General features: G+C 57.6%; 18 protein-coding genes. 10 read left to right on the top strand and 8 right to left on the bottom strand.

Annotated features, from left to right (window positions below; translation table 11 throughout):
• The first annotated feature begins 35 nt into the window (after positions 1-35).
• The 4 genes from glyQ (at position 36) to MHH62_RS24670 (ending at position 4432) form a co-directional block, all read left to right on the top strand.
• The gene (gene glyQ / locus MHH62_RS24685; RefSeq protein ID WP_003187265.1) at positions 36-989 is read left to right on the top strand and encodes a glycine--tRNA ligase subunit alpha; all 954 of its coding nucleotides are present in this window, start codon (positions 36-38) and stop codon (positions 987-989) included.
• Positions 986-3040, top strand: coding sequence for a glycine--tRNA ligase subunit beta (glyS, locus tag MHH62_RS24680; RefSeq protein WP_014716283.1), 2055 nt, complete (start codon positions 986-988; stop codon positions 3038-3040). The genes glyQ and glyS overlap by 4 nt, the downstream gene beginning before the upstream one ends.
• Complete coding sequence (gene gmhB / locus MHH62_RS24675) at positions 3040-3579, top strand: D-glycero-beta-D-manno-heptose 1,7-bisphosphate 7-phosphatase (protein WP_173877514.1); 540 nt, start codon at positions 3040-3042, stop codon at positions 3577-3579. The genes glyS and gmhB overlap by 1 nt, the downstream gene beginning before the upstream one ends.
• 82 nt (positions 3580-3661) lie before the next feature.
• Positions 3662-4432 (top strand): lysophospholipid acyltransferase family protein, encoded by a 771-nt coding sequence (locus MHH62_RS24670; protein WP_003187258.1) that lies wholly within the window; start codon positions 3662-3664, stop codon positions 4430-4432.
• A gap of 181 nt (positions 4433-4613) precedes the next feature.
• On the opposite strand, the gene MHH62_RS24665 is transcribed toward MHH62_RS24670, so the two are convergent.
• Positions 4614-6893 carry a CHASE2 domain-containing protein gene (locus tag MHH62_RS24665; RefSeq protein WP_020302120.1) on the bottom strand — a complete coding sequence of 760 codons (2280 nt, stop codon included), beginning with the start codon at positions 6891-6893 and terminating at the stop codon, positions 4614-4616.
• A gap of 410 nt (positions 6894-7303) precedes the next feature.
• On the opposite strand from MHH62_RS24665, the gene MHH62_RS24660 reads away from it, so the two are divergent.
• Complete coding sequence (locus tag MHH62_RS24660; protein WP_014716281.1) at positions 7304-8026, top strand: response regulator transcription factor; 723 nt, start codon at positions 7304-7306, stop codon at positions 8024-8026.
• A 105-nt stretch (positions 8027-8131) separates the two neighbouring features.
• Here the strand turns inward: MHH62_RS24660 and gyrB are convergent, their stop codons facing one another.
• The 4 genes from gyrB to dnaA are packed head-to-tail and all read right to left on the bottom strand — an operon-like array spanning position 8132 to position 14340.
• Positions 8132-10549 carry a DNA topoisomerase (ATP-hydrolyzing) subunit B gene (gyrB, locus tag MHH62_RS24655; protein ID WP_003187253.1) on the bottom strand — a complete coding sequence of 806 codons (2418 nt, stop codon included), beginning with the start codon at positions 10547-10549 and terminating at the stop codon, positions 8132-8134.
• A gap of 4 nt (positions 10550-10553) precedes the next feature.
• Complete coding sequence (gene recF / locus MHH62_RS24650) at positions 10554-11657, bottom strand: DNA replication/repair protein RecF (RefSeq protein WP_003187251.1); 1104 nt, start codon at positions 11655-11657, stop codon at positions 10554-10556.
• A 20-nt stretch (positions 11658-11677) separates the two neighbouring features.
• Positions 11678-12781: a DNA polymerase III subunit beta gene (gene dnaN, locus MHH62_RS24645; protein WP_003187250.1), complete on the bottom strand. Its 1104-nt coding sequence runs from the start codon at positions 12779-12781 to the stop codon at positions 11678-11680.
• 38 nt (positions 12782-12819) lie between these two features.
• Positions 12820-14340, bottom strand: a complete 1521-nt coding sequence (gene dnaA / locus MHH62_RS24640) for a chromosomal replication initiator protein DnaA (protein WP_032901521.1) — start codon at positions 14338-14340, stop codon at positions 12820-12822.
• 585 nt (positions 14341-14925) lie between these two features.
• On the opposite strand from dnaA, the gene rpmH reads away from it, so the two are divergent.
• The 5 genes from rpmH to mnmE all read left to right on the top strand — a co-directional run bounded on the left by rpmH (position 14926) and on the right by mnmE (position 18854).
• Complete coding sequence (rpmH, locus tag MHH62_RS24635; RefSeq protein WP_003213577.1) at positions 14926-15060, top strand: 50S ribosomal protein L34; 135 nt, start codon at positions 14926-14928, stop codon at positions 15058-15060.
• 16 nt (positions 15061-15076) lie between these two features.
• The gene (gene rnpA, locus MHH62_RS24630) at positions 15077-15481 is read left to right on the top strand and encodes a ribonuclease P protein component (protein ID WP_003177079.1); all 405 of its coding nucleotides are present in this window, start codon (positions 15077-15079) and stop codon (positions 15479-15481) included.
• The gene (gene yidD / locus MHH62_RS24625) at positions 15474-15719 is read left to right on the top strand and encodes a membrane protein insertion efficiency factor YidD (protein ID WP_019816912.1); all 246 of its coding nucleotides are present in this window, start codon (positions 15474-15476) and stop codon (positions 15717-15719) included. The genes rnpA and yidD overlap by 8 nt, the downstream gene beginning before the upstream one ends.
• A 2-nt stretch (positions 15720-15721) precedes the next feature.
• The gene (gene yidC / locus MHH62_RS24620) at positions 15722-17404 is read left to right on the top strand and encodes a membrane protein insertase YidC (protein WP_014720596.1); all 1683 of its coding nucleotides are present in this window, start codon (positions 15722-15724) and stop codon (positions 17402-17404) included.
• Between the two features lie 79 nt (positions 17405-17483).
• A complete protein-coding gene (gene mnmE / locus MHH62_RS24615) occupies positions 17484-18854 on the top strand; it encodes a tRNA uridine-5-carboxymethylaminomethyl(34) synthesis GTPase MnmE (protein WP_020302577.1) in 1371 nt (456 codons plus the stop codon).
• 18 nt (positions 18855-18872) lie between these two features.
• Here mnmE and MHH62_RS24610 read toward each other — a convergent pair whose 3' ends face one another.
• From MHH62_RS24610 to MHH62_RS24600, 3 genes are all read right to left on the bottom strand, one after another.
• Positions 18873-21263: a TonB-dependent siderophore receptor gene (locus tag MHH62_RS24610; protein WP_339232072.1), complete on the bottom strand. Its 2391-nt coding sequence runs from the start codon at positions 21261-21263 to the stop codon at positions 18873-18875.
• Positions 21264-21398: 135 nt separating this feature from the next.
• Positions 21399-22343, bottom strand: a complete 945-nt coding sequence (locus tag MHH62_RS24605; protein WP_339232070.1) for a FecR domain-containing protein — start codon at positions 22341-22343, stop codon at positions 21399-21401.
• The gene (locus MHH62_RS24600) at positions 22343-22849 is read right to left on the bottom strand and encodes a sigma-70 family RNA polymerase sigma factor (RefSeq protein ID WP_032901518.1); all 507 of its coding nucleotides are present in this window, start codon (positions 22847-22849) and stop codon (positions 22343-22345) included. The genes MHH62_RS24605 and MHH62_RS24600 overlap by 1 nt, the downstream gene beginning before the upstream one ends.
• Positions 22850-23335 lie beyond the last annotated feature (486 nt).

The raw sequence follows: 23335 nt of genomic DNA, 5'->3' as shown, positions 1-23335 counted from the left end.
TCTTTAAATCGCAGCCCAAGTAACAGGTGAATTTCGTGAGCCAGCCTACGCCAGCCGTGCGTACCTTCCAAGACTTGATCCTCGCCCTCCAGCAATACTGGGCCGAGCAAGGTTGTGTGGTACTTCAGCCCTACGATATGGAAGTAGGCGCCGGCACTTTCCACACCGCTACATTCCTGCGGGCCATCGGCCCGGAAACCTGGAACGCCGCTTATGTGCAGCCCAGTCGCCGCCCGACTGACGGCCGCTACGGCGAAAACCCGAACCGTCTGCAGCACTACTACCAGTTCCAGGTGGTATTGAAGCCCAACCCGGACAACTTCCAGGAGCTGTACCTGGGCTCGCTGAAACATGTCGGCCTGGACCCACTGGTGCACGACATTCGTTTCGTCGAAGACAACTGGGAATCGCCAACCCTGGGCGCCTGGGGCCTGGGCTGGGAAGTCTGGCTCAATGGCATGGAAGTGACACAGTTCACTTACTTCCAGCAAGCCGGCGGCATCGAGTGCTACCCGGTCACCGGCGAAATCACCTACGGCCTTGAGCGCCTGGCCATGTACCTGCAAGGCGTGGACTCGGTCTACGACCTGGTATGGGCTGACGGCCCGTTCGGCAAGGTGACTTACGGCGATGTGTTCCACCAGAACGAGGTGGAGCAGTCCACCTACAACTTCGAACACGCCAACGTCGACAAACTGTTCGAACTGTTCGACTTCTATGAAAGCGAAGCCAAGCGTCTGATCGAACTCGACCAGCCGCTGCCGTTGCCAAGCTATGAAATGGTGTTGAAGGCCTCCCATACCTTCAACCTGCTGGACGCCCGCCGTGCCATTTCGGTTACTGCGCGCCAGCAATACATCCTGCGTGTGCGCACCCTGGCGCGTTCCGTCGCCCAAGCCTACCTGCTGGCTCGCGCCAAGCTGGGCTTCCCGATGGCAACCCCGGATTTGCGTGATGAAGTGTTGGCTAAGCTGGAGGCTGCACAATGAGTGCTCAAGATTTCCTGGTTGAACTGGGCACCGAAGAGCTGCCACCCAAGGCCCTCAATACCCTGGCCGATGCATTCCTGGCCGGTATCGAAAAAGGCCTGCAGACCGCTGGCCTGAAGTTTCAAGCCAAGAAGGTCTACGCCGCGCCGCGCCGCCTGGCTGTGCTGCTGACCGCGCTGGAAACCCAGCAGCCGGATCGCAGCATCAACCTGGACGGCCCACCGCGCCAGGCGGCTTTCGACGCCGAAGGCAACCCGACCCAGGCGGCCCTTGGCTTTGCCAAGAAGTGTGGCGTGGAGCTGAGCGAGATCGACCAGAGCGGCCCGAAACTGCGTTTCAGCCAGGTCATCACCGGCAAGCCAACCGCCAGCCTGTTGCCGACCATCGTTGAAGATTCCCTGAACGACCTGCCTATCCCCAAGCGCATGCGCTGGGGTGCGCGCAAGGAAGAGTTCGTGCGCCCAACCCAATGGCTGGTGATGCTGCTCGGCGACCAGGTCATCGATTGCACCATCCTCGCCCAGAAGGCCGGTCGTGACTCCCGTGGTCACCGCTTCCATCATCCAGAAAGCGTGCGCATCACTTCGCCGGCCAACTACCTCAACGACCTGCGCGCTGCTTACGTGCTGGCCGACGCCAATGAGCGTCGCGAGCTGATCAGCAAGCGCACCGAAGAGCTGGCCCGTCTGCAGGAAGGCACCGCCATCGTGCCGCCAAGCCTGCTCGACGAAGTGACCGCCCTGGTGGAATGGCCGGTGCCGCTGGTGTGCTCGTTCGAAGAGCGTTTCCTCGACGTGCCGCAAGAAGCCTTGATCACCACCATGCAGGACAACCAGAAGTACTTCTGCCTGCTGGACGTGGACGGTAAGTTGTTGCCGCGTTTTATCACCGTGGCCAACATCGAAAGCAAAGACCCACAGCAGATCATCGCCGGTAACGAAAAAGTCGTGCGCCCGCGCCTGACCGACGCCGAGTTCTTCTTCAAGCAAGACAAGAAGCAGAAGCTGGAAGACTTCAACCTGCGCCTGCAAAACGTGGTGTTCCAGGAAAAACTCGGCAGCGTCTACGACAAGGCCGTGCGTGTTTCCAAGCTGGCGGCCTACATTGCCCCACGTATTGGCGGCGATGCCGCGTGGGCAGCGCGTGCTGGCTTGCTGTCCAAGTGCGACCTGGCCACCGAGATGGTCGGCGAGTTCCCAGAGATGCAAGGCGTGGCCGGTTACTACTACGCCCTCAACGACGGCGAGCCGGATGATGTCGCCCTGGCCCTGAACGAGCAGTACATGCCGCGCGGTGCCGGTGCAGAACTGCCGAGCACCCTGACCGGTGCGGCCGTGGCCATTGCCGACAAGCTGGACACCCTCGTGGGTATCTTCGGTATCGGCATGCTGCCCACCGGCAGCAAAGACCCGTATGCCCTGCGCCGTGCGGCCTTGGGCGTGCTGCGTATCCTGATCGACAAAAAGCTGGACCTCGACCTGACCCAGGCCGTGGTATTTGCCGTCGGCCAGTTCGGCACCAAGGTCAAGCAAGCCGGCCTGGCCGAGCAAGTGCTCGAGTTTGTGTTCGATCGCCTGCGTGCGCGTTATGAAGACGAAGGCGTGGACGTTTCCGTCTACCTGTCGGTACGTGCCCTGCAACCGGGCTCGGCACTGGACTTCGACCAGCGTGTACAAGCCGTGCAAGCGTTCCGCAAGCTGCCGGAAGCCGATGCCCTGGCCGCCGTGAACAAGCGCGTGTCGAACCTGTTGAGCAAGGCCGACAACCTCGGCACTGCCGAAGTCGACCCGGGCCTGTTTGCCGATGCCAAGGAGTTCTCGCTGAACTCAGCCATCGCCAAGGCCGAGAACGCCGTGAAGCCGCTGATCGCTGAGCGTAACTACGCTGAAGCGTTGGCGCGCCTGGCGTCCTTGCGTGAGCCGGTGGATGCGTTCTTCGAAGCGGTGATGATCAATGCCGATGATGCTGGCGTGCGCAAAAACCGCTACGCCATGCTGGCGCGCCTGCGTGGCTTGTTCATCAATATCGCCGACATCTCCGTACTGGGCTGATCATGTTGAAACTGCTGATTCTCGATCGGGACGGGGTGATCAACTACGACTCCGACGCTTACATCAAGTCGGTGGAGGAGTGGATCCCGCTGCCCGGTTCGATCGAGGCCATCGCGCAGTTGAGCAAAGCCGGCTGGACGGTGGCCATCGCCACCAACCAGTCCGGCATCGCCCGCGGTTACTACGACATCGCGACCCTGGAGGCCATGCACGCGCGTTTGCGCGCGTTAGTGGCCGAGCAGGGCGGCGAGGTGGGGTTGGTGGTCTACTGCCCCCACGGGCCGGACGAAGGCTGCGATTGCCGCAAGCCCAAGCCTGGCATGTTGAAAATTATTGCAGAACATTACAAGGTGCCCTTGGCTGGGATATGGTTCGTCGGGGACAGCCTCGGTGACCTGGAGGCGGCCAAAGCCGTCGACTCTCAGCCAGTTTTGGTTAAAACCGGAAAAGGCGAAAAGACCCAGGCTAAAAACCTGCCGGTAGGCACCTTGATTTTTGACGATCTGGCGGCCGTTGCCGCAGAACTTATCAACAACTAGCCGCCCTCGACTTCCTGACCAAGGACTGTTCGGGAGTGCGCTTTTAGCAGGCGGGCCGTGTCCCGCAACGGTAAATGCCGCCATGTCGATCTTGCAGGCCATCAGAACCTTTTTCTTTTACCTGCTGCTGGGCACCAGTTCGTTTCTCTGGTGCACCCTGAGCTTTTTTATTGCACCGTTCCTGCCCTTCAAGGCGCGCTATCGCTTTATCAACGTCTACTGGTGCCGCTGCGCGTTGTGGCTGAGCAAGGTGTTCCTGAATATTCGTTTCGAGGTCAAGGGCGCTGAAAACGTTCCTGATCAACCGTGCGTGATTCTCTCGAACCATCAGAGCACCTGGGAGACGTTCTTCCTCTCGGCGTATTTCTCGCCGTTGAGCCAGGTGCTCAAGCGCGAGTTGCTGTATGTGCCATTCTTCGGCTGGGCCATGGCCATGTTGCGTCCGATCGCCATCGACCGGGACAACCCCAAGGCTGCGCTCAAGCATGTCGCCAAGAAGGGCGATGAGTTGCTCAAGGACGGCGTCTGGGTGCTGATCTTCCCGGAGGGCACGCGGGTGCCCTACGGCACCGTGGGTAAGTTCTCACGGGGTGGTACCGCCCTGGCGGTCAACGCCAACCTGCCTGTGCTGCCAATTGCGCATAACGCCGGCAAGTTCTGGCCCAAGACTGGCTGGGCTAAACGCCCAGGCACTATCACCGTAGTGATCGGCGAACCGATGTACGCAGAAGGCGAAGGACCACGTGCCATCGCCGCCCTGAACGACCGCGCTGCGGCGTGGAATGAGGCGCAGCAACGGGCCATGGGCTCCCTGCCTCCGGAACCGGTGGTGGTGGAGACGCCGGCCGTTTGAGCATCTGTGGATAACCTGTGTACGCTTTGTTGGCGAATTGGCTTTTTTGCTTCATAACAAGCTGATTTACTTACATATTTCTGAAGTTCATAAAATTCAGAAAAACGTGCATAAGTTTTTTCTTCATAAAAAAACCGGTCCTTGTGACCGGTTTTTTATGCACAGCAGAAAAGCCGCTTTTTCAGTCCTCCAATAACGGCAGCAGCAGGATAAACGTCGAGCCCTTGCCCAGCTCACTTTCACACACGATGCGCCCACCGTGCCGCTCCAACACTGCTTTAACCATGGTCAGCCCCAGTCCAAGCCCCTCACTGCCTTGAGCCGAATCGAAACGTCGGTATTGGTTAAACAACTCCGGCAGATCCTCAGGCGCAATCCCCGGTCCCTGGTCGCTTATCCTGCATTCCAACCAACCTTGCGCACTGCCATGCCTCAACCTGACGGTGGTACCGGATGGGGAGTATTTGATCGCGTTCTCCAGCACATTGAACAACGCCCGGGTGAGCAGCGATTGGTCGGCGTAGACCATGGCCTCGTCCGCCTCATCCAGGTCGTGAACCAAATGGATGCCCTTCAACTGCGCAATCACCGCCACTTGATCAAAAGCGTCCATCACCAGCATGGCAAACAGGGTGGGCTGGAACTGGTAACCGTCCGCTTCAGCCTTGGCCAATTGCACAAAGGATTCAGTCAGGCTCAAGGCCCGCCGCACCTGCTGTTCGATCTGGGTAAACACCGGGGACTCCCCGTTGTGCACGTCCAACAGGGCAAGGATCGCTGAGTGCGGTGCACGCAGGTCGTGGGAAAGGAAACGCAGCATCGTCTCGCGGTGCTGCTGGGCTTCACGCTCCTTGCTCAGGTCCGTGAGGCTCAACAACCAGCCGAGGGCGAAATCCCCTTCGGCAGGCAGCAAAGGGGCTAGCTCCATGCGCAAACTGCGTTGGTGGATATCGCGAAACTCGACCAGTTCCAGTGCCGATAGGGCAGGGCGTACACCATTGTGCAGCGGGGGATAGCCTAGATCGGCGAGCTGTTCGACGAGGTTTTCGCCGACCAGGTCATTGCCGAATACTTCACGGGCCACGCGGTTGGCCAACAGGATGCTGCCCTGAGGGTCGGTGATCAGCGTTGCTACCGGCAGGCACTCCAGCCCATCAGCCATAAAGCGCCGCGTATCGCGTGTACGACTGACGGCTTGTTCAAGGGCAAAGATCCGCCCTTGCAGCACATCGCCCTTACTGGCGGGCGCGCGACGACGTTCCGGAAGCACCTTGGGTTCGTTATCCAGACGTGCCAGTTCCCAGCCAAAGTAGGCGAGAATTACGCTCAGACGTCGCCAATTCCAGATCAGGTAACTCAGCAACAAACCGATCAGGCATGCTGCGGGGCTCCACCAGTGGCCCAGGCGCAATAAGCCCCATGAGCCCAGCAAAGCCACGGCCATGCACGCCAAGGTCATCCACAGGGCGTAACGGGGGCGCACAAGCAGAAGGCCCAGCAGCAGGGCCACCAGGGACGTTGCCAGCAACGCCGCGAACCAGCCGGGCAGATCGACGATGCTGCGACCCTGCAATAAACCATTCAGTACTTCAGCCTGGATCTCAACCCCCGCAGTGGTGCCCACGGTGGAAGAGAGCGGCGTCACGAAACGATCGGCCATGCCATAGGCTGAGGCGCCGATCAGAACCAGGCGACCCCGCAGCGACTCGGGAGCTACCTCGCCGCGTAGTACGCTGACGTAGGACAGACTGGGAAAATGGTCTGGTTCCGAAGTGAACGGCACACGAATCTCATGTTCCTGATGCCAGTGCCCTCCAGTAGGCTCTTGTGGCAGGCCCGGCATCGTCTCGGCATGCTCGCTCATGGCGAACGCCAGCCACGCCAACTGAGGAAGCGTGCTCCCCGGCGGGCCTTCACGTAGATACACGCTGCGCACCACACCGTCGTTGTCCGCTTCGACGTTGATGTGACCGACACCCTTGGCGCACTTGAGCAGTGGCGACAACGGCGCTATGGGAGCCTTGGGGCTGACGCTGCTGTCTCCGGCGATGGGCAGCAATACATTGCCGGCTTTGCATACGGCATCGGCCAGGCGCTGGTCGTCATTACTGTGGTCGGTCTCACTGAAGATCACATCCAACAAAATGCCCGCCGGCTGTGCGGCGTTCACGCGTTCAATCAGCTCGGCATGTACGCTGCGCGGCCAAGGCCATGGGCCAAGTGCTTCCAGGCTGGGTGCGTCGATGGTCACCAGGACGATGCGTGGATCTACCGGCAAGGGCGTGAGGCGGCGCAGGCTGTCATAGAGCGGATTATTGAGCGCTAAGCCAGCGCTCAAGGATAAGTAGGCCGTAAAGGGCAGGAGTACCAAACCGATCAGCAGCCATTCACGAACCAACCCATGGAACAAAAGCTGGGCCTGGGTAGGTTGGCGTTTCTCGGTTTTGCGCCAGAGCTTCACAGGGCTAGCGCCATGAGGGGGCCAAGGCATTGATGGTCGTTAAGTAAAGATGTCATAAGCCCAGGATCCCTCTCCATGGGGTTGCGATGAAGTGCATGCGGTGTTCTGAAACCAGTGAAGCTTATTTCGGTCTCATTGGAGGACTTCCCACGACCGCGCAATGAACGATACCGCACATTGGAGCGGGCATAACGCCCCGGCGAGGCGATCACACCGACCCTTTTCCGGAACGACAGGAGCCGGTATCTTCTTTGAGGATCGTAGTGGATTGAGTTTACGGCGCTTTCAGCGTATCGAGAGATCCAGGCACTGTAGAATCCGTCCATAATTATTCAGATTCATAGGTCGGCATTTGTACAGCATGTGCCCCCCATTCAAGCTCTCGTATTTTTGTAGGAAGGACCCCGCCCATGCGTGTCGCAATACTGGATGACGAACCCGCAGAGTTGCGACGGGTGGAACAGACACTGCGACAGATTCCCGGTCCGGCTGAACAGCCCTGGTCCCTGCATTTTTTTGAACGTGGCGAAGACCTGCTACGCCAGCTACGTCGGGAAACCTTTGACCTGCTGATCCTCGACTGGCAACTGCCGGATATCTCCGGGATCGCGTTATTGCGCTGGACCCGCGAGCACATGGAGTCGCCTCCCGCCGTTATCATGCTCACCAGTCGCGATGCCGAAAGCGATATCGTGACGGCGTTGAACAGCGGGGCGGACGACTATGTCAGCAAGCCGTTTCGGCCCAACGAACTCAAAGCCCGAGTCAGCGCCGTGCTGCGGCGCCACGGTTTGCAAAAGTCGGCTACCCAGGAAGTGCAGAGCTTTAACGATCTGACGTTCGACGATGCCGAACTGACCGTCACCCGAGCGGGCAAGCCCATTAACCTGACAGAACGGGAATACCGTTTGGCAAGTTGTCTATTTGCCAACCTGGCCCGGCCGTTGTCTCGCGAGTATCTCTATGAGCGGTTCTGGAGCCACGAAGAAATGGTGTCGTCGCGGCCGTTGGACACGCATATCTACCGCCTGCGCAACAAGCTAGGGCTGACCGCGGATCGCGGTTGGCAGCTGTTGACGATCTATGGGTACGGGTATCGGTTGGAGAGTGTGACACCCGCTGTGGAAAGTTAAATAGCCTGATGTTCCACGTGGAGCATTTAAAAAATGCGCGACTACGAACCAACAAAAAAGGCCAACGCTAAGCGTTGGCCTTTTGTTTTTAGCAGATGTTCCTGATCAGAAGTCCAGGTTAGACACCGCCAAAGCATTGCTCTCGATGAAGTCACGACGAGGCTCGACCGCATCACCCATCAGGGTGTTGAAGATCTGGTCGGCGCCAATGGCGTCTTCGATGGTCACGCGCAGCATGCGACGTTGAGCAGGGTCCATGGTGGTTTCCCACAGCTGATCCGGGTTCATCTCGCCCAGACCTTTATAGCGCTGGATGGTATGACGCTTGGTGCTTTCCGCCATCAACCAGTCCAAGGCTTCCTTGAACTCCTTGACCTGCTTCTTGCGTTCGCCACGCTGAATGTAAGCACCGTCGTCCAGCAGGGTGCTCAATTGCGCGCCGAGGGTAACCACGGTCTTGTAGTCGTTGCTACCGAAGAAGTCGCGGTTGAAGGTGACGTAATTGGACAGGCCGTGGGAGATCAGTTCGACCTCTGGCAGCCATACGTTACGTTCACGGTCCTCACGTAGGCTGGCTTTGTACACCAGGCCAGACTTCTCCACAGTACGCAGGCGCACTTCGTATTGGGCCAGCCAATCCTGCATGGCGGCGTGATCGCCCAACTGCTCCAGGCTCACGGCCGGCAGGTAGATAAAGTGCTCGGTCAGCTCCTGAGGGTACAGGCGCGACAAACGCTTGAGTGTCTTCATGACCATACGGAAGTCGTTGACCAGTCGCTCCAGCGACTCACCGGAGATACCCGGCGCTTCGTCATTCAAGTGCAGGCTGGCATCTTCCAGGGCCGACTGCGTCATGTACTCTTCCATGGCGTCGTCGTCTTTGATGTATTGCTCTTGCTTGCCCTTTTTCACTTTGTACAACGGCGGCTGGGCGATGTAGATGTAGCCACGCTCGATCAGCTCCGGCAACTGACGGAAGAAGAAGGTCAGCAGCAGGGTGCGGATGTGCGAACCGTCGACGTCAGCATCGGTCATGATGATGATGTTGTGGTAGCGCAGCTTGTCGATATTGTACTCATCGCGGCCAATACCGCAGCCCAACGCCGTGATCAAGGTGCCGACTTCCTGGGAGGAAATCATCTTGTCGAAGCGGGCCTTCTCAACGTTAAGGATCTTACCCTTCAACGGCAGGATGGCCTGGGTGCGACGGTTACGACCCTGCTTGGCGGAACCGCCAGCAGAGTCACCTTCCACCAGGTACAGTTCGGAGAGGGCAGGGTCCTTCTCCTGGCAGTCAGCCAGTTTGCCTGGCAAGCCGGCGATATCCAGCGCGCCTTTGCGGCGGGTCATTTCACGGGCTTTTCGCGCGGCTTCACGGGCGCGTGCAGCATCGATCATCTTGCCGACGACCAGCTTGGCTTCGTTCGGGTTTTCCAACAGGAAGTCGGAGAAGTACTTACCCATTTCCTGTTCAACCGCAGTCTTCACTTCGGAAGACACCAGCTTGTCTTTGGTCTGGGAGCTGAACTTCGGATCCGGTACCTTGACCGAGATGATCGCCGTCAGGCCTTCACGGGCATCGTCACCGGTGGTGGCGACTTTATGTTTCTTCGCCAAGCCTTCCGCTTCGATGTAGGTGTTCAGGTTACGCGTCAGCGCAGAACGGAAACCCACCAGGTGAGTACCGCCATCGCGTTGTGGAATGTTGTTGGTGAAGCACAACAGGTTCTCGTTGAAGCTGTCGTTCCACTGCAGGGCGATTTCCACGCCGATGCCATCTTCACGCTGGATGTTGAAGTGGAACACTTGGTTGACCGCGGTCTTGTTGGTGTTCAGGTATTCAACGAACGCTCGCAGGCCACCTTCATACTTGAACAGCTCTTCCTTGCCGCTGCGCTCATCCTTGAGGACGATGCCGACACCGGAGTTAAGGAAAGACAGTTCGCGAATCCGCTTGGCCAGGATGTCCCAGCTGAAGTGGATGTTTTTGAAGGTTTCTTCCGATGGCTTGAAGTGGATCTGGGTACCGGTGGTTTCACTGTCACCGACGATTTTCATCGGCTCCTGTGGTACGCCGTGGACGTAGGTCTGCTCCCAAATCTTGCCGCTACGGCGGACAGTGAGGATCAGTTCTTCGGACAGGGCGTTCACTACCGACACACCTACACCGTGTAAACCACCGGATACTTTATAGGAGTTGTCGTCGAACTTACCGCCAGCGTGGAGCACGGTCATGATGACCTCTGCCGCCGAAACGCCTTCTTCTTTGTGCACGTCTACCGGGATGCCACGACCGTTGTCACGCACGGTGATGGATTCATCCGGGTGGATGATAATGCTGATGTCGTCGCAGTGACCGGCCAGAGCTTCGTCGATGGAGTTATCGACCACCTCGAACACCATGTGGTGCAGACCGCTACCATCATCGGTGTCGCCAATGTACATACCGGGACGTTTGCGTACGGCATCCAAACCTTTCAGCACTTTAATGCTGGTCGAGTCGTACGTGTTTTCTTCGCTCATGCCTTCACTCCCGATGGTCGTGGGTCTGGGTGATACGGCCTTGTTCCACGTGGAACAAAGCGACTGGCGTTTCCGTCTGCCAGCCTTCCCTCAATAATTCGTGGTCTACACAGGTGATAAACACCTGGCAGCGTAAGTCTTCCAACAAGCGGCATAGCGAGCGGCGGTGCTGCTCGTCGAGTTCTGACGGCAAGTCATCCACCAAATAAATACACTGACCGCGTCGAGCCTGGCTAACCAAATGGCCCTGCGCGATACGCAACGCACAGACCACTAGCTTCTGCTGGCCGCGAGACAAGATATCCGCAGCATTGTGTGCACCTAATCTAAGGCGCAAATCAGCGCGCTGGGGGCCGGCCTGGGTGTGTCCGATTTGCTGATCCCGTTGCAAGGACGTTGCGAGCACTGCACTCAGCTCACGTTCTTTGTCCCAACCCCGGTAATAACTCAGCGTCAGGCCCTCGAGGTCCAACAACTCGCTCAAGGTCTGCTCAAAGACTGGTTTCAAGGCTTTGATATAGGCGCGGCGGTATTCATCTATTTCGTCGCTGGCCAGGCACAGTTCACGGTCCCAGGCTGCTTGCGAAGCGGCGTCAAGTGTACCATGCCGCAGCCATGAGTTCCGCTGCCGCAGGGCCTTCTGCAGCCGCTGCCAAGTGGCCATGAAGCGGGGTTCCACGTGGAACACGCCCCAGTCGAGGAATTGCCGACGGATTTTCGGGGCACCTTCCAGCAATCGAAAGCTGTCGGGGTTGATCAGTTGCAACGGCAGGATCTCTGCCAGTTGCGCTGCGCTGCGCGCATTTTGCCCGTCGATTCGGATCTGAAATTCCCCACCACGATCACGCGATATCCCCAGGCTGCTATGACCGCCCTCAGCCAGTTCCACTTGGCCAAATACGGTACACGCCAATTGTTCGTACTGAATCACGGGTAACAAACGGGCACTGCGGAAGGAACGCGCAAGCCCCAGCAGATGGATGGCTTCCAGCACACTGGTTTTGCCACTGCCGTTGGCGCCATGGAGGATATTGATGCGGGGAGAAGGGGAGAAGGTCACCGGGTGCAGATTGCGCACCGCGGTGACCGAGACGCGACTGAGGGACATCTAGCTTCTGCTGAGCATGATTACAGGCGCATCGGCATGACAACGTAAGCCGAGTCGTCGTTGTCGGATTCTTGCACCAGGGCGCTGCTGTTGGAGTCCGACAGGATCAGACGAACCTGTTCGGTAGTCATAACACCCAGCACGTCCAACAGGTAGCTCACGTTAAAGCCGATTTCCAGCGATGCGCCGTTGTAGTCGACACCCACTTCTTCTTCCGCCTCTTCCTGTTCCGGGTTGTTGGCCTGGATTTTCAGCTGACCGTTGGCCAGCTGCAGACGAATACCACGGTACTTTTCGTTGGACAGAATCGCAGTACGGCTAAAGGCTTCACGCAGAGCCTGACGATCACCGACCACCAGCTTGTCGCCACCTTTAGGCAACACACGCTCGTAGTCCGGGAACTTACCGTCTACCAACTTGGAGGTGAAGGTGAACTCACCGGTGGTCGCGCGAATGTGGTGCTGGCCCAACACGATGCTGACATTGCCGTCCGGCTCGGTGAGCAAGCGCGCCAGTTCAAGGATACCTTTGCGTGGAACGATTACCTGGTGACGATCCGGCTGACCGATATCGGCACGCATCGAGCACATCGCCAGGCGGTGACCGTCGGTGGCTACAGCACGGATGATGCCTTCCGAGACTTCCAGCAGCATACCGTTGAGGTAGTAACGCACGTCCTGCTGGGCCATTGCGAAGCTGGTGCGCTCGATCAAACGACGCAGCTTGCTTTGCTCCAGGCTGCACGTCAGCGAGCCAGGGCCTTCTTCTACGGTTGGAAAGTCATTGGCCGGCAAGGTCGACAGGGTGAAACGGCTACGGCCTGCCTTGACCACCAACTTCTGCTCATCCACCTTGATGTCGATCAGCGCATCGTTAGGCAGGCTTTTGCAGATATCCATCAGCTTGCGCGCCGGCACCGTGATCTCGCCGGGTTCGGCAGGCTCTTCGAGCTGGACACGACCCACCAGTTCGACTTCCAGGTCGGTACCGGTCAAGGACAACTGTTGCCCCTCGACCACCAGTAATACGTTGGAAAGCACCGGCAAGGTCTGTCGGCGCTCGACGACGCCTGCGACCAGTTGCAGAGGTTTCAACAGGGCTTCGCGTTGAATGGTGAAATGCATGGTCTAGTCCCTTGCCTTAATAAGCTGCGCTGGTGTCATCACGTAGTCAGTGTACGCAGCAGGTTCTTGTAGTCCTCGCGAATATCCGCGTCGGATTCCTTAAGTTCATTGATCTTGCGGCATGCGTGCAAGACCGTGGTGTGGTCGCGTCCGCCAAACACATCACCGATTTCCGGCAGGCTGTGGTTGGTCAACTCCTTGGAGAGGGCCATGGCAACCTGGCGTGGACGTGCCACCGAGCGCGAACGGCGCTTGGACAGCAGGTCGGAAATCTTGATCTTGTAGTACTCGGCCACGGTGCGCTGGATGTTATCCACACTCACCAGCTTGTCCTGCAAGGCCAACAAGTCTTTCAAGGACTCGCGAATCAGCTCGATGGTGATATCGCGACCCATGAAGTGGGAGTGGGCGATGACCCGCTTGAGCGCGCCTTCCAGCTCACGCACGTTGGAACGGATGCGTTGGGCGATGAAGAACGCAGCATCGTGAGGCAGATCGACTTTAGCCTGGTCGGCCTTCTTCATCAGGATCGCAACGCGGGTTTCCAGCTCCGGTGGCTCCACGGCAACCGTCAGGCCCCAGCCGAAACGCGACTTCAGACGTTCTTCCAGGCCTTCGATTTCCTTCGGGTAACGGTCACTGGTCAAGATGACCTGCTGGCCACCTTCGAGCAGGGCGTTGAAGGTGTGGAAGAACTCCTCTTGGGAACGTTCCTTGCGGGCAAAGAACTGAATGTCATCGATCAACAAGGCATCAACGGAGCGGTAGAAACGCTTGAACTCGTTGATGGCGTTGAGCTGCAAGGCCTTGACCATGTCGGCCACGAAGCGCTCCGAATGCAGGTAAACCACCTTGGCATTCGGGTTCTTCTTTAATAGGTGGTTACCGACGGCGTGCATCAAGTGCGTCTTACCCAAGCCCACGCCGCCATAAAGGAAGAGCGGGTTGTAACCATGCTTGGGGTTATCGGCGACCTGCCAGGCGGCCGCTCGGGCCAGCTGGTTGGACTTGCCTTCGACAAAGTTCTCGAAGGTAAACGTGCGGTTCAGGTAACTGGTGTGCTTGAGCGCGCCTTCTACCTGCACAGTACGTTGCTCGGAGCGCACGGGCGCCTGTTGAGAGCTGGCACCGGCCATCGGGTCGAAGCTGTCGCGGGACGGCTCTTCATTCTCTGGCGCATTATTTTTGCGCGACGACGGCTTGGACGGCGCAGCTGTCGGTGCAGGTGCTGCGGCGACAGGCGCCACTGCAGCTTGGGCTTGCGACGCGGCGGCGGCCAATGGCGCATTCGGCGCGGCGCGAGGAGCTGAGCTGCGCTTGCTGCCTATTAATAAGGAGAGAGCAGGCGCCAGGCCGTTGCCATGTTCGTCGAGCAATTCGAGAACGCGGCCCAGGTACTTCTCGTTGACCCAGTCGAGGACAAAACGATTGGGCGCATAGACACGCAACTCGTCGCCTTCGGCTTCGACCTGTAGCGGACGGATCCAGGTGTTGAATTGCTGGGCAGGCAGCTCATCGCGCAAAAGCTCCACGCACTGCTGCCAAAGTTCCACTGACACGGATATCCCCTAAGTTGAAAGCCGGTGAGGCAAAAACAGCCGCCATTGTAGCGGCCAGCCGTCCACTTATCCACATGTAGGTTGTTCACAGGCCACCCAAAATCAACGCCTTAACCGCAAAAAATGCGACCAGTGGTCTGTGTATAAGCTCTGTGGATAAGCCCACCTAAGCTCGTTGTACAAGTGGGGTCGAAAGTCTGTGGGTAACCGACCTGTGGATAAGTGGCTGTTCCACACACAGCTTATCCGATAGCGCAGCACAGGCAGAGCACCGCTTCTCCCCCGTGTTGTCATTCTCTGTACAACACGTGGAACAAGGGCTCAAGGCAGTTATCCACAGATGATCGCGTCCCTAGCTTTTATAAGCTTTACAGAAAAGCTTTAAATAACTTCCTTCTTTATTTTTATATCTATCGCATGGCAGATGGAAGTCAGACGGGGAGAAGGGCGCCAGGACCCCGTCGACATCTAATTAAAGGAAAAGCTGGTTGGAAATTGACCTAGAGGCTTGCTTTCTCTAGAATCGCCGGTCTCTTAAAACGGGGGCCATTCCGGCCCGTTGTGGACGAACCAGGTAACAACGCCATGAAACGTACTTTCCAACCAAGCACCATCAAACGCGCCCGTACTCACGGCTTCCGTGCTCGCATGGCTACCAAGAACGGCCGTGCTGTCCTGTCGCGTCGCCGCGCCAAAGGTCGTGCGCGTCTGGCAGTTTGATAATCCGGTACTGGTGGTGAGTCAGGACTTCAGTCGGGAAAAGCGTCTGCTAACCCCCCGGCATTTCAAGGCAGTCTTTGACTCCCCCACCGGCAAGGTTCCGGGGAAAAATCTCCTGCTCCTTGCGCGTAACAACGATCTTGATCACCCCCGTCTCGGGTTGGTGATCGGCAAGAAGAGCGTAAAGCTCTCCGTTGAGCGCAATCGCCTCAAGCGTCTGATGCGCGAATCGTTTCGCCTCCACCAGGACACTCTGGTTGGTTGGGATATTGTTATCGTCGCGCGCAAAGGCTTGGGTGATGTAGAAAACCCCGAATTGATTCAGCATTTCGGCAAGCTCTGGAAACGTTTGGCGCGTACCCACAAGCCAGCACCAGCAGTCAGCACCGAAACTGTAGGGGTAGACAGCCTTGATGCGTAAACTGGCAATCGTTCCGATCCAGTTTTATCGCTATGCCATTAGTCCTCTGATGGCCAGCCACTGTCGTTTCTACCCCAGTTGTTCCTGCTACGCGTTAGAGGCCATAGAAAATCATGGTCTTCTGCGCGGTGGCTGGCTGACCTTTCGTCGTTTAGGTCGCTGTCATCCGTGGAATCCCGGTGGTTATGACCCGGTTCCACCTATCCCTACCTCCCGTTCTTCTTCGATGGCCGAGTAATCATGGATATTAAACGCACAATCCTGATCGTCGCCCTGGCAATCGTGTCCTATGTCATGGTCCTTAAATGGAACCAGGACTACGGTCAGGCTGCCCTGCCGACTCAGAATGTTGCTACCAATCAGGCTGCGCCGGCTATTCCGGACACCCCGCTGGGTAACAATGCGTCCGCGAGTGCCGATGTTCCCAGCGCGAATGGCGAGACAAGTGCCCCGTTAGAAACGCCAGTGGTCACCAACAAAGACCTCATCCACGTAAAAACGGATGTGCTCGACCTGGCTATCGACCCACAAGGTGGTGATATCGCACAGCTGAAGCTGCCGCTTTATCCACGTCGCCAAGACCATCCGGATGTGCCGTTCCAACTGTTCGATAACGGCGGTGAACGTACCTATCTGGCGCAAAGCGGCCTGACCGGCACCAATGGTCCGGATGCACGTGCTACCGGTCGTCCGGTTTATTCGACCGAGCAGAAGACTTATCAACTGGCAGACGGCCAGAACCAGTTGAACGTCGACCTGAAATTCAGCCTCGACGGTGTCAACTACATCAAGCGTTTCAGCTTTACCCGCGGTTTGTACGATTTGAAGGTCACTTACCTGATCGACAACACCAGCGACAAAGCCTGGAGCGGCAACCTGTTTGCCCAGCTCAAGCGTGACGCCAGCTCCGATCCGTCTTCCAGCACCGCCACCGGTACCGCCACTTACCTGGGCGCCGCCCTGTGGACAAGTAACGAGCCGTACAAAAAAGTGTCGATGAAAGATATCGACAAGGGCTCGCTGAAAGAAACCGTCCAAGGTGGCTGGGTAGCGTGGCTGCAGCACTATTTCGTGACCGCCTGGATTCCTAACAAGGGTGACGCGAACCTGGTTCAGACCCGCAAGGACAGCCAGGGCAACTACATCATTGGCTTCACTGGCCCGGCGTTGACCGTCGCTCCAGGTGCCAAGGCTGAAACCAGCGCTACCCTGTACGCCGGCCCTAAAAGCCAGGCGGTACTGAAAGAGTTGTCCCCAGGCCTGGAATTGACTGTGGACTACGGCTTCCTGTGGTTCATTGCCCAGCCGATCTTCTGGCTGTTGCAGCATATCCACAGCATCGTCGGTAACTGGGGCTGGTCGATCATCTTCCTGACCATGCTGATCAAAGGGCTTTTCTTCCCTCTGTCGGCAGCCAGCTACAAATCGATGGCGCGTATGCGTGCCGTGGCCCCGAAACTGGCCGCGCTGAAAGAACAACATGGTGATGACCGGCAGAAAATGTCGCAAGCCATGATGGAGCTGTACAAGAAAGAGAAGATCAACCCGCTGGGTGGATGCTTGCCGATTCTGGTACAGATGCCGGTGTTCCTGTCGCTTTACTGGGTATTGCTGGAAAGCGTTGAAATGCGCCAGGCGCCGTTCATGCTGTGGATAACTGACCTGTCGATCAAAGACCCGTTCTTTATCCTACCGATCATCATGGGCGCTACCATGTTTATCCAGCAGCGTCTGAACCCAACCCCGCCGGATCCGATGCAGGCCAAGGTAATGAAAATGATGCCAATCATCTTCACCTTCTTCTTCCTGTGGTTCCCTGCTGGCTTGGTACTGTACTGGGTGGTCAACAACGTGTTGTCGATCTCTCAACAGTGGTACATCACACGTAAAATCGAAGCGGCTACCAAAAAAGCCGAGGCGTAATTTACTCTGTGGATAACCACTCAAGACGCCCCCTAGTGGGGCGTTTTGCTTTCCGTCACTTTTGTTCTGGAACCTGCTGATGAGCGCTCCTCGTGAAACCATCGCTGCTGTCGCTACCGCTCAAGGTCGGGGCGGTGTCGGCATCGTTCGAATTTCCGGGCCATTGGCGGGCGTGGCAGCCAAGGCTATCAGCGGCCGGGAGCTGAAACCCCGTTATGCCCATTACGGCCAGTTCCTGGATGCCGACCACAGCGTATTGGACGAGGGGCTGGCCATCTATTTTCCAGGGCCAAACTCGTTCACCGGTGAAGATGTCCTTGAACTACAAGGGCACGGTGGTCCTGTGGTGTTGGACATGCTGCTGCAGCGCTGCTTGCAATTGGGTTGCCGCCTGGCCAGACCCGGGGAATTCAGCGAACGCGCATTCTTGAACGATAAGCTCGACCTGGCCCAGGCCGAAGCTATCGCTGATTTGATCGAAGCCAGTTCTGCACAGGCTGCACGTAACGCGTTGCGCTCATTGCAGGGGGCTTTTTCCCTGCGTGTGCATAATTTGACCGAGCAGTTGATCAGTCTGCGCATCTACGTCGAAGCCGCGATTGATTTTCCGGAAGAAGAAATCGACTTTCTGGCGGATGGCCATGTATTGGCGATGCTGGACAAAGTCCGCGATGAGTTATCCACAGTGCTGCGTGAAGCCGGGCAGGGCGCCTTACTGCGCGATGGTATGACGGTGGTAATTGCCGGCCGGCCCAATGCCGGCAAATCCAGCCTGCTCAATGCTCTTGCAGGGCGCGAGGCGGCCATCGTCACCGAGATCGCCGGCACTACACGGGATATCTTGCGCGAGCATATCCACATCGACGGTATGCCGCTGCACGTGGTCGACACCGCTGGTCTGCGCGACACCGACGACCAGGTGGAAAAGATCGGCGTGGAACGTGCGCTCAAGGCGATCAGCGAAGCCGATCGGGTGTTGCTGGTGGTGGATGCCACTGCACCGGAAGCTGTGGATCCTTTTGCCTTGTGGCCCGAATTCCTTGAACAACGGCCAGACCCGGCCAAAGTCACCTTGATCCGTAACAAGGCCGACCTTACGGGTGACGCCATCACCCTGGAAACCAGTGAAGATGGCCACGTCACGATCAGCTTGAGCGCGAAATCGGCCGGTGAGGGTCTGGAATTGCTGCGCGAACACCTTAAAGCCTGCATGGGCTACGAACAGACGTCGGAAAGCAGCTTCAGTGCGCGGCGCAGGCACCTGGAAGCGTTGCGTCATGCCAGCGCGGCCCTGGAGCACGGGCGGGCCCAGCTGACCTTGGCGGGGGCTGGGGAGCTGCTGGCTGAAGATCTGCGTCAGGCGCAGCAGCTGCTGGGTGAAATCACCGGCGCTTTCAGTTCGGATGATTTGCTGGGACGGATTTTCTCCAGCTTTTGCATTGGCAAGTAACCGAGTTATCCACACCGTCTACCAGTTGTAAGACACCGTACCGAGCAAGGTACGGCTGTCGCCCCAATAGCAACGCCCCGCATCGTTGCAACCGGATACATATTCCTTGTCGAACAGGTTCTTGGCGTTCAGGTCCACCGACCAGTGTGGGTTGATCTGATAACCCAGTGCCGCATCCACCAAGGTGACGCTACCTGCGTCCAGCTTCCCGTAGAGCGTAGGCGGGGTGTAGGAAAAGGTACTGTCGAAATAGCGCACCCCGCCGCCCACGGAGAAACCCTTGAGTTGGCCGTCGAGAAAGCGATATTTGCCCCACACCGAAGCCTGGTTACGCGGCACGCCCGTCATCTGACGGCCTTCTACCAGCGAAGTGGCCGAATCCTTGGTTATCCGGGCGTCGGTGTAGGTATAGGCTGCCGTCACGTTGAAGTTGGAGCTGATGTTACTGTTGACCTCGACTTCCACGCCCTTGGCGCGACTTTCACCGACTTGGCGATAGCTGTTGGTGGTGGCATCAAGGTAGGTATCGTCCTGCTTGCGCAGGTCATACACCGACACGGTCATCGCCGTATCCCAGCCGATCGGTTCGTACTTAACGCCCACTTCGTATTGGCTGCTGGTGATCGGTTTCAACGGCGAGCCGGCGTTGGAGATCTGCTGCACGGGGACAAACGCGGTGGAATAGCTGACATACGGCGTAAGGCCGTTGTCGAACTGGTACATCACCCCGCCCTGGTAAGTGAATTTCCGATCCTGTGAGTTGATATTGCTCGATGGCTTGACCTTGTCTCGGTAATCGCTGTCGACCCAGTCCTGGCGGCCGCCGAGCAGAAAGAGCCAATGGTCGTATTTGCTTTGGATCTGTGCATAAACCCCTTTCATCTGCTGTTCAAGCAAAGTGTTTTGCACTGCCAGGGGAGTGAGCGGGTCGCGCAGGTACACCGGGTTATACACATCGATGGTGCCGGCGAAACCCGCATCCCAGTCTTGATTGAACGAGGTTCGGTCATAGCTGGCGCCCAATAGCACTGTGTTTTCCACACTGCCCAACTGGAACTTGCCTTCGAGCTGGTTATCCAGGGAATAGACCATCGACTTGTTGTAGCGGTCGTAGGCGTTCATGTTCAGCCGGGTGCCGAAGCCACCGTTATTCAATGAGCCAGGCCAGGTTTCGTGCCGGTTGATACGTGACTGCATATAGCGCGAGTCCTGACGGAACTGCCAGTCATCATTGAAGCTGTGGCTGAACTCATAGCCGGTGCTCCACGCTTCGCGTTCAAAGGTGTTCCAGTCCGGGTTGCCCAGCAAGGTGTGTTTGGACAGCTTGCCGTTGGGATTTGTAAGCAGGGTACCGGCGGCGGGTAGGCCGAGTTCCAGGTTGGTATGGTCTTTCTGATAGTTGGCCAGCAGCGTCAGGGTGTTGTAGTCGTCGAAGTTCAGGGTCAGGGATGGCGCGATATACAGACGATCGTCCGGAACGTGATCGGTCTGCGTGTCGGATTTACGCCCCAGCATCACCACCCGGCCCAGGATAGTGTCACTGTCGTTGAGCGGGCCCGAGATATCCACACCCAACTGGCGTCGATTATTCGAACCATAACTCACCTGCACCTCGCCTTGCGGGGTTGCAGTCGGGTGTTTACTCACCAGATTAACCAAGCCACCGGGTGCGTTTTCACCGTAGAGCAGGGAAGAAGGACCGCGGAAAATCTCGACCCGTTCCAGGCCGTAGGGTTCGCTGGTGGTGTCGTATCGATTGCCTTGAACTCGCAGGCCATCTCGCAGCAGGCCGTAGCCGTAATCCGTGGCGTTGAAACCGCGTATGAAAAACAGATCGCCTGCCAAGCCGTCGCCCGCCGCGAACGGTGGGGCGAAGATTCCCGGTACGTAGCCCAGCACTTCTGTCAGGGTCTGGGACTTCTGGTCCTTGATACGCTGGCCAGTGACAACGGACACCGAACGCGGGGTCTCGGACAGCGGTGTGCTGGTCTTCGTGCCGATCCGGCTGCTCTGAGCCTTGTAGCCTACATCCCCGGCGATCTCTTGATTGAAGCCGCCCTGTTGATAAGCGCTCACGGTGGTAGGGGCCAAGGTCAATTGGCCAGCAGGTGCCGCCTGTAATACATAGCTGCCGGGAGCCTGTGCGACCGCCTGCAGGTCCGAGTTCTGCAACAGTAGCGCAAAGCCCTGGTCCACCGAATAGTCACCTTGCAGCCCTGGCGTATTCAAACGCGCCGTTTGCTGTGGCGAGAAGGACAGAATCACATTGGCCTTGGCGGCAAACTGGCTCAAGGCCTTGTCCAGCGGGCCTGCGGCAATGGCAAAGTGTTGCGTTGCGCTGGCGGCCATGACGGTGGTGGATAACAACACACCGGTCGTAGCGGTGATGAACTGCAGACCGTACGTCATGCCATGGCAGGAAAGTCGTTTGCGGAGCGGGGTGGGAAGGCGCATAGGTGAGTAAGCCCTGAAGGTAGCGTCGTGATTACCTGTAGGGCCGCACCAGGTCAAAAAAAGATAACCCCTCTGTGGATTATTTTTCGATTAGCCGATCCGGGTGACCGACACCCAATAGCGCGTAAAGTATTTCACTTGAATCGGCAGGCTCGCTTGCAGGTTAGCGAGGACGGCATCGGTTGAGTCCAGACGGAATGTCCCGGAAACGCGTAGGCCCGCAGAGGCTGGGTCGCAGTGCAATACGCCCGACCGATAGCGCGCCAACTCATCGATAACTTCTCCTAGCCGAGCATCGAGCACGATCAGTTGGCCATCGACCCAGGCGGCCTGTACACCGCCATATCGCTGGGCAGGGCGCACATTGTGCCGATCAAACTCTGCGCTCTCACCCGCGCCAATAGTGCGGCGAAGTTCGGGTTGGTCGCCGGGGGATATCTCAACCCGTTCTTCCAAGACGCCCACCCGCGTGGCGTCCGGCAGTTGGCGCACAGTAAACCGAGTGCCCAGCGCCTGGACCCGGCCTTGGCGAGTTTCTACATAAAACGGTAAGTGCCCACCCCGCGTGCCGGTGTGGATAAGTACTTCACCCTCGCGCAGACGGATCAAACGTTGGTGCCCGTCAAAGGCCACATCGATAGCGGTATGAGTATTGAGATTGATCTGCGTGCCATCCGCCAACTCGATGCGCCGCCTCTGGCCCACCGACGTGCGGTAATCAGCCCATGCGTTACCCAACGACGTATGTTGCTGGACGTTCCAGCCCAGGTAGCCACTGCCGCCAAGCACCAGCATCCACTTGAGTACCTGGCGCCGCTGTTGCGTGGTGGATAACGCGCGGCGTGTGAGATCAGGGGGCAGGCCACCGAGGCTGCGTTGCAACTGCTCCATCTGGTCCCAAGCCGCCTGGTGGGACGGGTCATGATTAAGCCACTGCTGCCACGCTTGATGTTGTGCGGGCGTCGGTGATTGCGACTGGAATTGCACATACCAACTGGCAGCGACCTCGAACGTCTTGCGGTCAGGGCTGACCATTACCGGCTGGCCATGATCAGGGAGCACTCGGTGAGGGCACGGATCATGTGTTTCTTCACCGTGGTCAGCGATACCTGCAGTAGATCGGCGATCTGTTGATAAGTCAGCCCTTCAATCTGTGCCAGCATGAAAATTCGCCGTGCACGCTCACCCAGCCCAGACAGCGCTTTATCCACAGCCACCAGGGTTTCGATGATGATTGCCTTGTCTTCCTCACTGATAGCCGTGGCTTCAGGACGCTCTGCCAGGGTCTGCCTGTAGGCCTGCTCGATGGCATGCCGGCGATACCGATCAATCACCAGGCCCCTGGCGATGGTGGCCAGATAGTCCCGTGGTTCGAGGATCTGCGCCGCATGTCGTCCACCGAGCATGCGCACGAACGTGTCGTGGGCCACATCGGCTGCATCGCTGGCGTTATGCAATTTTCCCTTGAGCCATCCGCGCAACCACGAATGGTGCTGTTCATAGATGTGGTGGACCGCTGCGGTATGTGAGGAGGGAGGCATAGGCGCGACAAGGCAGGTTAATGATAATCGCTATTATTAACTGGCCCAGTGTTTTCCCACAATAGATCTGTTTTTGTCCCACCCGGGATTAATTCCCAGCTTTGCCGTGGACGAAATCGGCCGTTTCTGTGGATTAAGCCCTGTGAATAACCGCTCCTGTGCCCAGTTGATAACAGGGCGTGAAACCTGCGTAAAAACCCATCTGTGGATAACCGGTCGTTTAATCCACAGGCTTAAAGCACTTATCCAAGGGCCTCATTGGCAGATGACCACAACGTTTTGAATCGCTGTACACATTGAAAATAAAGGCCTGTAGAGATCTATCCACAGAAATGTTGCTCAGTATAAATAAACATAAAAACAAAGATTTAATAAATTTCTCTCTTTTAATTTCTATTGTCTGTGATTCATCCACAGCTGGTTAAATTTTGTGCAAAGGGTTCTTTAGGAAGCCCTAAGTCCCTATACTTGCCCGCAAAGCTCTAA

Origin of the sequence: Pseudomonas sp. FSL L8-0168, assembly GCF_037976155.1 — a bacterium.
GTDB lineage: Bacteria > Pseudomonadota > Gammaproteobacteria > Pseudomonadales > Pseudomonadaceae > Aquipseudomonas > Aquipseudomonas paracarnis.
Note: the sequence above shows the minus strand (reverse complement) of the source record. Positions and strands in the feature narration are given on the sequence as shown.

What these genes read in the sequence shown, in the direction of transcription:
- glyS (WP_014716283.1), top strand. Translation starts at nt 986, where the DNA reads ATGAGTGCTCAAGATTTCCTGGTTGAACTGGGCACCGAAGAGCTGCCA.
- MHH62_RS24670 (WP_003187258.1), top strand. Translation starts at nt 3,662, where the DNA reads ATGTCGATCTTGCAGGCCATCAGAACCTTTTTCTTTTACCTGCTGCTG.
- MHH62_RS24660 (WP_014716281.1), top strand. Translation starts at nt 7,304, where the DNA reads ATGCGTGTCGCAATACTGGATGACGAACCCGCAGAGTTGCGACGGGTG.
- gyrB (WP_003187253.1), bottom strand. Translation starts at nt 10,549, where the DNA reads ATGAGCGAAGAAAACACGTACGACTCGACCAGCATTAAAGTGCTGAAA.
- recF (WP_003187251.1), bottom strand. Translation starts at nt 11,657, where the DNA reads ATGTCCCTCAGTCGCGTCTCGGTCACCGCGGTGCGCAATCTGCACCCG.
- dnaN (WP_003187250.1), bottom strand. Translation starts at nt 12,781, where the DNA reads ATGCATTTCACCATTCAACGCGAAGCCCTGTTGAAACCTCTGCAACTG.
- rpmH (WP_003213577.1), top strand. Translation starts at nt 14,926, where the DNA reads ATGAAACGTACTTTCCAACCAAGCACCATCAAACGCGCCCGTACTCAC.
- yidD (WP_019816912.1), top strand. Translation starts at nt 15,474, where the DNA reads ATGCGTAAACTGGCAATCGTTCCGATCCAGTTTTATCGCTATGCCATT.
- yidC (WP_014720596.1), top strand. Translation starts at nt 15,722, where the DNA reads ATGGATATTAAACGCACAATCCTGATCGTCGCCCTGGCAATCGTGTCC.
- mnmE (WP_020302577.1), top strand. Translation starts at nt 17,484, where the DNA reads ATGAGCGCTCCTCGTGAAACCATCGCTGCTGTCGCTACCGCTCAAGGT.
- MHH62_RS24610 (WP_339232072.1), bottom strand. Translation starts at nt 21,263, where the DNA reads ATGACGTACGGTCTGCAGTTCATCACCGCTACGACCGGTGTGTTGTTA.
- MHH62_RS24605 (WP_339232070.1), bottom strand. Translation starts at nt 22,343, where the DNA reads ATGGTCAGCCCTGACCGCAAGACGTTCGAGGTCGCTGCCAGTTGGTAT.
- MHH62_RS24600 (WP_032901518.1), bottom strand. Translation starts at nt 22,849, where the DNA reads ATGCCTCCCTCCTCACATACCGCAGCGGTCCACCACATCTATGAACAG.